The sequence below is a fragment of the Pedobacter sp. GW822-FHT03F06 genome, assembly GCF_058801365.1.
This window is the reverse complement of the sequence record NZ_JBXANE010000002.1, coordinates 519532-532600: the sequence shown is the minus strand read 5'-3', so window position 1 is coordinate 532600 and position 13069 is coordinate 519532. Positions and strand designations below refer to the sequence as shown.

Below are 13069 nucleotides of genomic sequence, written 5' to 3'. Positions count from 1 at the left end.
TTAATATAAACCTATTTAAATCTTATCATCCTGTCAATGGAACAAAAAGATAGCTTAAAGAAAACCCTTACACCCTTTATGCTGTGGGGGCTTGGCGTTGGATATGTGATTTCGGGGATGTATTTCGGTTGGAACTTAGGTCTTGAAAAAGGCGGCACACTGGGTATGGCCATCGCTACAGTTGCCATTATGGTGATGTATGTTACCTTTAGTTTTAGCTATGCCGAACTGGCCTGTGCTATACCAAAAGCTGGTGGCGTTTTCGATTATGCCAATACCGCACTGGGCAAAAATATCGGTTTTATCGCCGGTATTGCCCAAATGGTCGAATTTGTATTTGCACCCCCCGCTATTGCATTTGCCATCGGTGCTTATTTTAATGCCTTTTTCCCTCAGGTGCCCATTCTTACCAGTGCAATTGCGGTCTACTTTATCTTTACTGCCCTAAATGTATATGGCGTAAAAGCTGCCGCTTCGTTCGAAGTGATTATTACTGTTTTGGCAGTGGGCGAATTACTCTTGTTCTCTGGAATTACATTACCTAAATTCCATGCAGAAAACCTGGTCCACAATAATTTCCCGAATGGCTGGAGCGGTGTTTTTGCTGCCATTCCATTTGCCATTTGGTTTTTCCTGGGTATTGAAGGCGTTGCAAATGTAGCCGAAGAAACTAAGAACCCACAACGCGATATCAGCAAGGGCTTTGGCTGGGGCATATTTACATTGGTTGTTTTATGTGTACTTGTTTTTATCTCCACCATTGGCATTGGCGGTTGGGAAGCCATTGTATATAAAAACGGGAAATCGGGCGATACCTCCGATTCGCCTTTACCACTTGCCCTGTCGATGATTACAGGCGACAATCACCTGATGTATCATTTACTTATTACCGTGGGCTTATTTGGTCTGGTGGCCTCTTTTCACGGATTGGTTTTAGCGGCTGGTCGCTCCACATACGAGATGGGTCGTGTAAATAGTATCCCAGCTATCCTCGGAAAAATTTCCCCTAAATTTCAAACGCCTGCCAATGCGTTAATAGGCAATATGGTGATTGGTATCATCGCGCTTTTATCGGGCAAAACGGCCGAAATTATTATCATTTCAGTATTCGGCGCATTAACTTTATACATCATTTCGATGATTTCGGTAATGGTTCTGCGGAAAAAGAATCCCGAAATGGCACGGCCTTTCAAAACCCCGGTTTATCCTTTATTCCCCATTATTGCCTTAATTATTTCCTGCGTTTCTTTCATCGCAATGCTGATTTATAATCTTAAATTGGGTTTAATTTATTCGGGTATTGTTTTAGGCATATTTCTTCTATACAAAATCTTTAAAAAGGCAGATTAATGAGTACGAGCAAAGAAATTCTGGATTACGTTAAAAATCATCCCTCTGGAAAAGTAAAATTAGCGGTTGCCGATATCGACGGTATTTTAAGGGGGAAATATGTAGCTGCCGAAAAATTTGCATCCCTGGTTGAAGGCCGATTGGGTTTCTGTGATGTTACCTTTGGTTGGGATGCGGGTGATGTGGCTTACGAAAACGGAAAATATACAGGCTGGCATACTGGCTATCCCGATGCACAGGTTAAAATCGATCTGGCAACATTCCGGAAAATTCCATGGGAAAATGAAGTTCCTTTCTTTTTGGGCGATTTTATTGACGATCAGGATCAGGTCAATGATGTTTGTCCGAGACAGTTGCTAAAGAAAGTAATTTCAGAATGCGAAAGTGAAGGATTTTCGCCGCTTTTTGCACAGGAATTTGAATGGTTTAATTTTTCGGAAACACCAGAAAGCATCCACGAGAAAGGTTTCGTTAATTTAAAACCTTTAAGTCCGGGCATGTTTGGTTATTCCATTTTGAGAAGCACTTACCGAAACGAGTTTATGAGCGACCTGTTCGAACTACTAAATAAATTCGATATCCCGATTGAAGGTTTGCATACCGAAACCGGGCCGGGGGTTTACGAAGCGGCCATAAAATATGCTCCTGCCTTGCAGGCTGCCGACCAGGCCATATTATTTAAAACAGCCGTAAAAGAAATCGCCTATAAACACGGTATCCTCGCTACATTTATGGCTAAAATAAGCGAAAACTTACCTGGATGCAGTGGCCATGTGCACCAAAGCCTCTGGGATGCGGACAAGAAGATCAATTTGTTCTACGATGAAAAAGATGCAGCTAAAATGAGTGAAATAATGAAAAGTTATATCGCTGGTCAGTTGCACTGCCTTCCATACCTTTTACCAATGATTGCCCCTACCATAAACAGTTACAAACGGTTAGTTGAAAGCGCTTGGGCACCAACTACGGTAACCTGGGGAATAGATAACCGTACAACAGCATTACGTGCGCTACCAGGAAGCAAAAAGGCTTCGCGTTTAGAAACCCGCATAGTGGGCTCAGATACAAACCCTTATTTAGCACTTTCAGCCTGTTTGGCTGCTGGTATGTATGGTGTTAAAAATAAATTAAAACTCGAACAACCAGCCACCAAAGGAAACGGATATACCGATTTATCGAACGGCGTGTTATCGCGAAATTTATTCGAGGCGACGCAAAAGATGAAAAATTCTGATCTGGCCAAAACATTATTAGGCGAAGATTTCGTTGATCATTTTACCATGACCCGCGAATGGGAATGCAAGCAATATGCTAAAGTAGTAACCGATTGGGAGCTAAAAAGATATTTAGAAATTATTTAGTAAAGTCGTCATTCTGAACATTAATAGCCGTCATTCTGAACTTGATTCAGAATCTTTTGCTGAATAGATGTGACAGCAAAACACGAACTTAAAAAAACAAAAGGTAACAAAAACAATTGTCATGATATTTGATAAAATCCATCAGTTTAATTTCCCTACAACCATCCGTTTTGGTGCTGGCGCAGTAAAAGAGTTGCCCGCCTACCTAAGCAAGAATAATTTAAAGGCACCGCTAATTGTAACCGACCCCACCATCGCGCAACTTCCCTTTTTTAAAACTATTATTGAAGATTTAAAGACAAAGGGCATTGCTGTTGAGGTTTTTAGCGACATCCATAAAAACCCGGTAAAAAGTGATGTTTATAAAGGTACTGATGTTTGGGATGCCACTAATCGCGACAGTATAATTGGTATTGGCGGTGGTGCAGCTTTAGATGTTGCCCGTGCAATTGTACTCCGTGTTCATCACCGCGACGATTTATTCAAATATGATGATTTAATCGGCGGCGATATTTACGTAACGAACGATGTTCCGCATTTTATTACCATTCCAACCACATCCGGCACCGGAAGTGAGGTAGGCCGCAGCGCCATTATTGCCGACGATGAAACCCACCAGAAAAAAATCCTGTTCTCGCCAAAATTAATGGCGCAGATCGTATTTGCAGATCCTGAACTTACCATGGATTTACCCCCATTTATCACCGCTGCGACAGGTATGGACGCATTGACACATAATATGGAAGCTTATCTGGCCAAAAATTTCCACCCAATGTGCGATGGGATTGCGCTGGAGGGAATTTCATTGATCAAGGATGCTTTGGAACGCGCAACCAACAATCCCGATTTAGAGAGCCGCAGTAAAATGTTAATGGCTTCGATGATGGGCGCCATTGCCTTTCAAAAAGGTTTAGGCGTAGTACACTCGCTGGCACATCCGCTTTCGTCTTTGTTAGATACCCACCACGGATTGGCTAATGCAGTGAATATTCCTTATGGTATGCAGTTCAATGTTGCTGGTTTTGAAGATCGTTTTAAAAAAATTGCCCGTACGCTGGATCTCAAAGATGAAAATGGTGAGGCTGTTGTAAAATATCTGTTCGATTTAAACACAAAGGTGAATATTCCGCATAAATTGAGTGATATTGGCGTTAAAAATGAACATATAGAAACACTTGCCGATTTAGCCTTTGCAGATTTTGCACATCCAAACAATCCTAAACCGGTAAGCAGAGCAGATTTTAAACAATTGTACTTAAATGCACTTTAAAATAGGATTAAAAGATTACGGGATTTTAGGATTACTAAACCATTAAAACCAGTGTAATCTAAAAATCGGTGTAATCAAGCCGAAGGAAAAAAGATAAATCAGTGGAATTAATTAATATGTCTGATAAAATAATAATTGGTGTTACCGACTGTAGCAAATTCGACATCTACCGGGATTGGGTTTTATCCTACAACAAAAGTGTGGAGGTAATCCAGCTGGGGTACAAGCTCAACAATTTCGATGAGATCAGAAAATGCAATGGCATCGTTTTAACAGGAGGTGAAGATGTTCACCCCCGTTTTTATAATCAGCCTGAATATTATCCTTATTGTTATGATGATGATATTGACGAAAAACGTGACGAGTTTGAATTTAAGGTTTTAACCTATACCGAAGCCAACTCGGTTCCTGTTTTGGGCATTTGTAGGGGCATGCAGGTGGGCAACGTGTTTTTTGGCGGAACTTTGATCCCTGATATCCCAACCTGGGGAAAATTCGATCATTCAAAAATGCACGATAAATCAGACCGCTATCATGAAATCATTATCAATCCTTCCTCCTGGCTAAGCCAGATCGTAAATACCGATAAGGGCCTTGTAAATAGCAATCACCATCAGAGCACAGATAAAACAGGGAAAGGTTTGGTGGTGAGCGCAATATCGCCAGATGGTGTTACCGAAGCAATGGAGCGGATGGAACCAGAAGGGAAATCCTTCCTGTTATTTGTACAATGGCACCCTGAACGGTTAAAAGACCAGCAGGGTGCTTTTAGCAAAAATATACATAGTGCATTTATAAATTCAATCGTTAACCACAATAAATAATCACTCGGAGACAATGGCTAGCACGGAGTAATAATTATTTTCTGTGTTTCCGTGGCAATAATCAATAGGAAAGATGCAGATCATTAACCCAGCAACAGCAGAAATTATTACCAGTTTAGCGGAAGATAACTCATCTACGCTTCAAATCAAATTTGATACTTTAAAAAAAGCCCAGCCACAATGGGCCAACAAAACCCTTAGCGAAAGGACTTCGGTTATTGCTCGGTTTAGTGATTTACTAGAAACTGGTATAGAAGAATTGGCATTGGTATTAACCAGCGAAGTAGGCAAGCCGCTCCAACAATCGCGCAACGAAATTAATGGCGCAAGAGCCCGCATCAAATGGATGTTGGCCAATGCCGAAAAATACCTGGCCGATGAAATAATGACGGATGAGCCAGGACTTAAGGAAATCATTAAATACGAACCGCTGGGTGTAGTTTGTAATATCTCTGCCTGGAATTATCCCTATCTGGTTGGTGTAAATGTTTTTATTCCAGCCTTACTGAGTGGCAATGCTGTAATGTACAAACCTTCAGAATATGCCACCTTGACCGGAATTGAGATTGAAAAAATGCTGAAAAAAGCAGGGGTACCTGATAATGTCTTCCATATTGCTATTGGTGCAAAAGAAACGGGAAAAGCATTATTAGAAATGGATTTTAATGGTTATTTCTTTACCGGCTCTTATAAAACGGGAAAATTTATATACGAAAAAGTAGCGGCAAAAATGGTTCCCTGCCAATTGGAGTTAGGCGGAAAAGATCCGTTGTACATTGCCGAAGATGTAACCGATGTTGCTTCTGCTGCAGTTGGTACCGCAGATGGTGCTTTTTACAATAATGGACAAAGTTGCTGTTCCGTGGAACGTATTTATGTACACGAGAAAAACTACGATGATTATTTAAATGCCTTTGTTACCGAAGTTAAAAGCTGGAAAACAGGCCTGCCCACAGCTGATGGTGTATATATTGGTGCCTTAACACGGAAAGAGCAGATTTTGGTATTGGAAAACCAAATTAAGGATGCCTTAAGTAAAGGTGCAAAATTATTAACTGGCGGAAAGGCCATTGTAGGAAAGGGCTATTATTTTGAACCAACAGTGTTAACCGATGTTACCAACGATATGCTGGTGATGCAGGAGGAAAGTTTCGGACCGATTATCGGAATGATGAAGGTGAAAGATGATGAAGAAGCTTTGAGTATGATGAAAGATACCGTTTATGGCTTAACGGCATCAGTTTATACAGCCGATCAGACAAGGGCTGAAAAAATACTATCTCAGCTTGATGCAGGTTCGGGTTATTGGAATTGTTGCGATCGGGTGAGCGCAGCACTGCCCTGGAGCGGAAGAAAGTATTCTGGTATTGGCACTACCCTATCACATCAGGGATTAAGGGCCTTTACCAAACCAAAAGGCTACCATTTAAGGGGATAACAAATGGAAAACGACAGCGACAATAAACTTATCGAAGGCGAAATTGCCGATTATTTATTAACTGATGATGGAATACTCATTTCGTACAGTAAAAACATTTTACGTACCGTAGAAAATATTGCGGCCAATGTTGCGCTGGTGAAGAAAATCACCAACAACAAGAAGGTTCCACTGTTAATTTACTTAAAAAATTCTCCGGTTCCGGACAAAGAAACACGAAAGTTTTCTACGGAGCAATTGCCGCAAATTTATACAGCTATGGCGATAGTTTCGAAACCCGGTTTAGCGCAATTGATTATGAAAATTCTTTTTAAGTTTCAAAACCCACCTATCCCAATAAAATCATTTACAGATGATGAAAAAGCCAGGGAATGGTTAACGCAGTTTTTGTAGTTTAATCAAAAAATGTCAACCTGAAGTTCAATTCTATTGTATAAAACCGAAATAAGTGACAACGATTAATCTATATGTAAAAATTCCTTCAAGTTACCGTCATTTCGAGCGGACCCGATAGCTATCGGGTGCAACGAAGTCGAGAACCACGAAGTGCTCAGCGAAGCTAAATCTGTCAAGATAGATCTCTCCATTTCGCTGCGCTACAGTCGAGATGACGACCTTTTTATTAAAATCTGTCAATGGCAATTCATTGATTTCATAAAGTCAATGCAAATAAAAATGGGACTTAGTGAATTAATAAGCTACGAGGAATCGTCATTGGTAATGAAATGAAGTATCCGGAGTAGACAGATTTTGCAGTTAAGTCTTCGAATCAGCTCAGACTGACAAATCTCTAATAATGCCATAAATTCAATCACGATTTTGATCGAAACCAACCGCTATGCGCTCCGTGCTTTGCTTCTTGTACATTTCCCTCTGTATAAATACCTCCGATTAAAATCTTTTTTAATAAATTGCGGATTATACTTATTCGGTTAACCCGTTTTAATTATTTTAATGAAAAAATTATTCCTGATTATCTCCAGCTGTTTTTTTGCAGCCAATACCTTCGCTCAGTCTATTGTTACAGAAACTGAAATCGGCGATTCCGAAAGCGCAGTTGCGCAAACACCAATTGCCATCATTCCCGAACCTGTATCGTTAATGAAAAAGGCAGGTACTTTTACTTTACCCGAAAATGTAACCATCCAGACGGTTAAGAGTGGCGAATTAAAACAAGCTATCGCTTACCTTTCTGACCGGATTACTACTGCTACTGGGAAATTTGTAAACACAGTGAGTAATTCAAGTCACCCAACTATTAAACTGATTTTAAATACGCAAGAAGATGTCCAACTCGGTAAAGAAGGTTACAGGTTAAATGTTAATCCTACTCAGGTGGTCATCACAGCTAACCAGCCTGCAGGGATTTTTTATGGCGTTCAGTCATTGCTTCAACTTTTCCCGGCCGAAATAGAAAGTAAAGAACAGGTAAATGGCATTAAATGGAAAGCACCTTGTGTTGATGTGGTAGATTATCCAAAATTAGGATGGAGAGGTTTAATGTTTGATGTAGCCCGTCACTTTTTCACCAAACAAGAGGTAAAACAGTTTATTGATGATATGGTACGTTATAAATTTAACCTCCTGCATTTACACCTAGCTGATGATGAAGGCTGGAGAATTGAAATTAAAGGCTTGCCTAAATTAACCGAAGTTGGTGCCTGGAATGTTAAAAAAACCGGTACCTTCGGCGATTTCATCCCACCTACTGCTGATGAACCCCGTACATACGGTGGTTTTTATACACAAGAGGATATAAAAGAACTTGTTCAGTATGCACAAGAACGTTTTGTAAATATTCTTCCAGAAATCGATGTTCCGGGACATAGTTTAGCTATTATCGCTTCTTACCCTGAATTATCCTGCACACCCGATGCGGTTAATTATAAAGTACGCTCAGGCGAGAAAATAATGGATTGGAGCCGTGGTGCGCCTCCAACAGCTTTGGTTGACAATACGCTTTGCCCGGCAAACGAAAAAGTTTATGTGTTTTTAGATTCGGTACTTACCCAGGTAGCGAAACTTTTTCCTTTCGAGTATATCCATATGGGTGGCGACGAAGCCCCTCATAATTTCTGGGAGAAGAATGACCAGGTTAAGGCCTTAATGCTTCGTGAAGGGCTAAAAACCATTCCTCAGGTGCAGGCTTATTTTGAAAAACGTGTAGAACAGATCGTGATTGCAAAAGGCAAAAAGTTTATGGGCTGGGATGAAATTCTTGAAGGTGGTGTATCGCCAACAGCAGCCGTGATGAGCTGGAGAGGGATGAAATATGGTATCCAGGCAGCGAACGAAAAACACAATGTGGTAATGAGTCCAACTGATTTTGCCTATCTGGATTATATGCAGGCGGATCCTATTACCGAACCAAAAGTATACGCTTCGTTAAGGTTGAATAAAGCCTATCAGTTTAACCCTATTCCAGCGGGTGTAAATGCACAGTATGTGATTGGTGCACAGGCAAACCTTTGGACGGAACAGGTATTTACTTTCCGCCAGGTAGAATATATGGTTTGGCCACGTGCATTTGCCATTTCTGAATCGATCTGGAGCCCGATTGAGAAGAAAAACTGGACAAATTTTGTTGATCGTACACAACAGCATTTCAAACGATTAGATTTTGCAGAGATTAAATACTCCCCTGCTATTTACGATCCGATTTTTACGGTAAAGCGCAGTGCGGATAAGCAGTTAATAATCGAATTAACCCCAGAAATAGATGGTCTGGATATCTACTATAGTTTCGACAACTCTACTCCCGATCGCTTTTATCCGAAATATACAACCGCATTACAGGTGCCAAAAGATGCCAGTATGTTACGTGTAATTACTTATCGTGGCAAACAACCGATTGGAAGACTGATCAGTATGCCTATTGCTGATTTACAGAAAAGAGCGAGATAATAAAGATCAGTATGGGAAAAGAAATAGAACGGAAATTTTTAATCGATCATCAGCAGTGGGCTAACCTGAGCAAACCAGCGGGAAAACTTTTTAGGCAAGGCTATCTGCTTACAGATAAAGATAAAACCATACGTGTAAGGGCAACAGAAACCAAGGGCTTTTTAACTATAAAGGGTCAAACCATAGGAGCCACGCGAATGGAATACGAATATGAAATCCCAGTTGCGGAGGCCACAGAATTATTGGATAATTTTTCTTTAGCTGAGCTTTCGAAAACCCGTTACGAAATTCCGTTTAGCGGTAAGCTTTGGGAAGTAGACGTATTTTTAGGCGCTAATAAAGGCCTGATCGTGGCTGAAATTGAACTTGACAGTGAAGACGAAATATTGACTTGCCAGACTGGGTAAGCAGAGAAGTTACCGAAGAAGAAAAATATTATAATTCCAATCTAACAGTTAGTCCTTTTAAAGATTGGATTTAATTTCCAGAATGATCTATCGTTTCGGTTCTTCTAATAGTTTGCAGATCCATAGTTATTAAAGTCCAAAAAAAAGGCCATGTAACTTTAAAAATCATAAGGCCTTTATTAAATCAGCTGATGTTCGCGCGCAAAATTCAGCAGACCAACAATTGATTTAACACCAGTTTTGCGCCATATATTTTTGCGGTGGGTTTCTACTGTATGCTCCGAAATAAATAGCAGCCTGCCTATATCTGCAGAAGTATATTCTTTGGCAATCAACCTAATAATTTCTACTTCCCGGGGTGATAAAATATTTACTTCTTCTGTATGATTTTCGCGCTGGTAACCATTAATAAATTTAGCCGTAATGGAATTTTGTATATAGGTTTCTCCACGCATAACCTTAGTAATGGCTTTATGCAGTTCGTGAAACTTTACATTTTTTAAAAGATAACCCGTTGCCCCACACTTAATCATTTTCGAAATATTGATAAAGTCATCCTGCATAGAAAGCACAATAACTTTTATTTTTGGGAATTCTCTTTTAATCAATTTAGTTAAATCAGCTCCAACCTTTTCGCAAACACTAACATCGGCAATCACAATATCTGGCATTTTAGTTCTGATCAATTGTTCGGCAAGTGCAGCAGAATTAGCCTTACCAACAACAACAATACTTTCTGAATCACTTAGAATAGATTCAATACTATCCATTAATGCATCATAATCGTGAATTAAAAAGACCTTGATCTTCTCCATAAAATTTAGTTTTAAACGTTAATCATTTCACCAGAACGTCAGGCAAAAAACTTTGAAGAGATTTTTAAACAAAGGTTAATCTCTATTCAAAACCTATTCAATATTCTATCAAAAGCTTTAAATTTTATGTTTTTAACTAAGGTAGGTAGCAATATGTTTTTGACATATTCCAATAAATTAGCTCCCTGCTTTTGCATAACGGTTGCATGAAGCCATTCGGAAATACTGTGCTTATTTCTATTGTATGTTGGGTAACGATAAGAAGCCGTTACATGCCTGCAATATCCATTCTTTATAAACAGATTGAAAAATATGCTAAACAGCATCAATTTCAGGCCCAGAAACACAATAATACTGCTTGAGCACATAGTGATAATAAGGATGGTTAGATTGTTTTGTTAATCTAATTTAAACAAAAATTTTATTTTGCTACTATAATTACTAATTTCTTAACACAAAAAAGCGCAAGCCCAGTATTATAATTTACTGATCCTTGCGCTTTTATATTATGGCAAGTATTTTACTTGCTTAGTGGTGCAGCCACATTTGGCTTTATAATACCTTTCAGTTCTACATCAAATACCAATGGCGTAAATGGATTAATTGGTCCGCCACCATTTTCACCAAAACCCAATCTCGATGGCAAAATCATTTTGATCTTACCACCAACACCAATAAGTTGGATACCCTGAATAACGCCTTGCGGCAATTGCCCCAATGGTAGGCTACGCGGCACATATTGTACGCTTTCAGAGAAAATCCCAGCTTCTTTTGCAATTTTAGCATTCGAAGTATCAAAAACATTTAATGTTCCGTTCGATTTTTTATTGGTAAACTGGCCTGTGTAGTCCATTAATACCGTATCGGTTAAAGCTGCTCTTTCTGAGTTACCTGGGGCAGAAATTACATATTGCAGTCCAGATGGCGCTGTAGTTACCTTTAGATCATTCTCGGCTACATATTTTGCAATTTTAGCAGGCTCTACCACTTTATTTTTTTCATTTAACGCTTTGTATTCTGATTCAAAGAAAAGTCGTTTCTTCGCTTCGAAAATAGAATCGGGATCTTTTCCTTTATGCAATACTTTTTCAATTTTAATGGTGAAAGAAGCAATGTTTGATTTTAGTCCTTTTGGTTTAGGCTGGCCTGAATATTTCTCCATCGAATCCAGGTTCAATTTAAAAACAGCACTGTCTCCTTCACCAAGCAGTTTCAGTCCAGAAGCTAGATCGCCTTTAAACATCGATTTGCTAATGGCAAAGAAAGCAGGACGCTCATTATCATAAGTATTTACCATTACCGAATCCGGATTGGTATTGGTTTCTACCGTTTGAACACCATTTAACTTTACATAATCGCCATCCTGAATTTTCGGCTTACCGTCACTTTTATAGATCTTGTAAGTCATATCTCCTTCACCTTTTTCGAATTTGTTACAGGCAGACAGGCCTAATGCCGCCGCCAAGAGAATAATAATTCCGTTCCTCATTTAAATTTTATTTATTAAAAAACAGTAGGTATCTTTTTTTTCAAAATGCCTACTATTTTATTAGATCACTACAAAGATAGGTTATAATAAGTTTTTATAAATCTTTGAAACGTTTTATTTCTTGGCTCAGTATTAAAAAATAATAAACAAAAAAAATCCTGCTTAAATAATAAGCAGGATTTAAAAATATTTTCAAGAAATTATTTTTTAACTACCGGAGCAGGCATTTGAACTGGAGCTGCTGCAGCTGGTTTTCCTTTGATAATATCTTTGATTTCTAAATCGAAAGCAATTGGGCTGAAAGGCATGATGCCTACCTGAGGTGCACCTTGCTCGCCATAACCTAAGTTAGAAGGGATAATCACTTTAATTTTACCACCTTTACCAATTAACTGTAAAGCTTCAGTAAATCCTGGGATGGTACCGCCAACTGGCATTTTTTGAGGACCGTAAGGTTTTCCTGGTTTAAATTCGTTTTCTGCTTTAGCCAATTTCTCATCACTTGTATCGAAGATTTTGTATTTACCATCTTTACCTTTTTTAGTTACTCTACCAGTATAATCAATCAATACGGTATCACCTAAAGCTGGTTTTTCAGTACTACCTGGTTTTTCTATGATGTAGTGTAATCCACTCGCAGTAGTTTTGGTTTCTAATTTAGTATCATCTAAATACGCTTTAAGTTTTGCAGGTTCTGCAGCTTTCTTTTTCTCTGAAGTAGCTTTGTAATCGGCCTGGAAAAACTCCTGTGCTCTTTTGTTAAAAGTAGAATCAGCTTCGCCAGCTTTTTTCTTGAACACTTTTTCGATTTTCACCGTAAAAGTGATGTATTTATCATTTTTGAACTGCTCTGGCTTAGGTTGTTTACTATGAACTGCCATAGTATCTAAGTTTACTTTAAAAGTAGCGCTATCGCCTTCTCCAAACAATGTTAAAACATCGTTCATATCACCAGCATACATTTTTTTCTGTGCAGGAAATACTGCAGGAGTTTCGCTATCGAAAGTGCTTGATAAAACTGAATCTTTATCGTTTTTCTGGATAAAGTTCATTTTAACGATATCGCCTTCTTTGATTTTCTCGTTACCAGCCGAGTGGTGAATGGTATACAATAACCCACCGGCTCCCTTTTTCTCTTTGTTACATGCCGCTAAACCTAAGGTGGCTGCTGCTAGAATAATAATTCCCTTTTTCATTTATTTAATTTGACT

Annotated in this window: 11 protein-coding genes; 8 read left to right on the top strand and 3 right to left on the bottom strand. The window is 39.1% G+C overall.

Annotated features, from left to right (window positions below; all coding sequences use genetic code 11):
• The first annotated feature begins 36 nt into the window (after positions 1-36).
• From eat to AC1RJ8_RS04805, 8 genes are all read left to right on the top strand, one after another.
• Positions 37-1350: an ethanolamine permease gene (gene eat / locus AC1RJ8_RS04840; protein ID WP_492952768.1), complete on the top strand. Its 1314-nt coding sequence runs from the start codon at positions 37-39 to the stop codon at positions 1348-1350.
• A complete protein-coding gene (locus AC1RJ8_RS04835; RefSeq protein WP_492952767.1) occupies positions 1350-2711 on the top strand; it encodes a glutamine synthetase family protein in 1362 nt (453 codons plus the stop codon). Before eat ends, AC1RJ8_RS04835 begins: the two co-directional genes overlap by 1 nt.
• A 121-nt stretch (positions 2712-2832) precedes the next feature.
• On the top strand, positions 2833-3981 hold the full coding sequence (locus AC1RJ8_RS04830; protein ID WP_492952766.1) for an iron-containing alcohol dehydrogenase: 1149 nt from the start codon (positions 2833-2835) through the stop codon (positions 3979-3981).
• A gap of 116 nt (positions 3982-4097) precedes the next feature.
• Positions 4098-4805, top strand: coding sequence for a gamma-glutamyl-gamma-aminobutyrate hydrolase family protein (locus AC1RJ8_RS04825; protein WP_492952765.1), 708 nt, complete (start codon positions 4098-4100; stop codon positions 4803-4805).
• A gap of 73 nt (positions 4806-4878) precedes the next feature.
• On the top strand, positions 4879-6243 hold the full coding sequence (locus tag AC1RJ8_RS04820; RefSeq protein ID WP_492952764.1) for an aldehyde dehydrogenase family protein: 1365 nt from the start codon (positions 4879-4881) through the stop codon (positions 6241-6243).
• Between the two features lie 3 nt (positions 6244-6246).
• Positions 6247-6636: a SpoIIAA family protein gene (locus AC1RJ8_RS04815; RefSeq protein ID WP_492952763.1), complete on the top strand. Its 390-nt coding sequence runs from the start codon at positions 6247-6249 to the stop codon at positions 6634-6636.
• 561 nt (positions 6637-7197) lie between these two features.
• Positions 7198-9147: a beta-N-acetylhexosaminidase gene (locus AC1RJ8_RS04810; RefSeq protein WP_492952762.1), complete on the top strand. Its 1950-nt coding sequence runs from the start codon at positions 7198-7200 to the stop codon at positions 9145-9147.
• A gap of 11 nt (positions 9148-9158) precedes the next feature.
• The gene (locus tag AC1RJ8_RS04805; protein WP_492952761.1) at positions 9159-9554 is read left to right on the top strand and encodes a CYTH domain-containing protein; all 396 of its coding nucleotides are present in this window, start codon (positions 9159-9161) and stop codon (positions 9552-9554) included.
• 179 nt (positions 9555-9733) lie between these two features.
• Here the strand turns inward: AC1RJ8_RS04805 and AC1RJ8_RS04800 are convergent, their stop codons facing one another.
• The 3 genes from AC1RJ8_RS04800 to AC1RJ8_RS04790 form a co-directional block, all read right to left on the bottom strand.
• Positions 9734-10369 (bottom strand): response regulator, encoded by a 636-nt coding sequence (locus AC1RJ8_RS04800; protein WP_492952760.1) that lies wholly within the window; start codon positions 10367-10369, stop codon positions 9734-9736.
• A 520-nt stretch (positions 10370-10889) separates the two neighbouring features.
• Positions 10890-11858 (bottom strand): FKBP-type peptidyl-prolyl cis-trans isomerase, encoded by a 969-nt coding sequence (locus AC1RJ8_RS04795; RefSeq protein ID WP_492952759.1) that lies wholly within the window; start codon positions 11856-11858, stop codon positions 10890-10892.
• A 200-nt stretch (positions 11859-12058) separates the two neighbouring features.
• Positions 12059-13054, bottom strand: coding sequence for an FKBP-type peptidyl-prolyl cis-trans isomerase (locus AC1RJ8_RS04790; protein WP_492952758.1), 996 nt, complete (start codon positions 13052-13054; stop codon positions 12059-12061).
• Positions 13055-13069 lie beyond the last annotated feature (15 nt).

Excerpts from the sequence above, each read along its gene's own strand:
- AC1RJ8_RS04835 (WP_492952767.1), top strand. The coding sequence starts at position 1,350 with ATGAGTACGAGCAAAGAAATTCTGGATTACGTTAAAAATCATCCCTCT.
- AC1RJ8_RS04795 (WP_492952759.1), bottom strand. The coding sequence starts at position 11,858 with ATGAGGAACGGAATTATTATTCTCTTGGCGGCGGCATTAGGCCTGTCT.
- AC1RJ8_RS04830 (WP_492952766.1), top strand. The coding sequence starts at position 2,833 with ATGATATTTGATAAAATCCATCAGTTTAATTTCCCTACAACCATCCGT.
- AC1RJ8_RS04825 (WP_492952765.1), top strand. The coding sequence starts at position 4,098 with ATGTCTGATAAAATAATAATTGGTGTTACCGACTGTAGCAAATTCGAC.
- eat (WP_492952768.1), top strand. The coding sequence starts at position 37 with ATGGAACAAAAAGATAGCTTAAAGAAAACCCTTACACCCTTTATGCTG.
- AC1RJ8_RS04805 (WP_492952761.1), top strand. The coding sequence starts at position 9,159 with ATGGGAAAAGAAATAGAACGGAAATTTTTAATCGATCATCAGCAGTGG.
- AC1RJ8_RS04815 (WP_492952763.1), top strand. The coding sequence starts at position 6,247 with ATGGAAAACGACAGCGACAATAAACTTATCGAAGGCGAAATTGCCGAT.
- AC1RJ8_RS04790 (WP_492952758.1), bottom strand. The coding sequence starts at position 13,054 with ATGAAAAAGGGAATTATTATTCTAGCAGCAGCCACCTTAGGTTTAGCG.
- AC1RJ8_RS04800 (WP_492952760.1), bottom strand. The coding sequence starts at position 10,369 with ATGGAGAAGATCAAGGTCTTTTTAATTCACGATTATGATGCATTAATG.
- AC1RJ8_RS04810 (WP_492952762.1), top strand. The coding sequence starts at position 7,198 with ATGAAAAAATTATTCCTGATTATCTCCAGCTGTTTTTTTGCAGCCAAT.
- AC1RJ8_RS04820 (WP_492952764.1), top strand. The coding sequence starts at position 4,879 with ATGCAGATCATTAACCCAGCAACAGCAGAAATTATTACCAGTTTAGCG.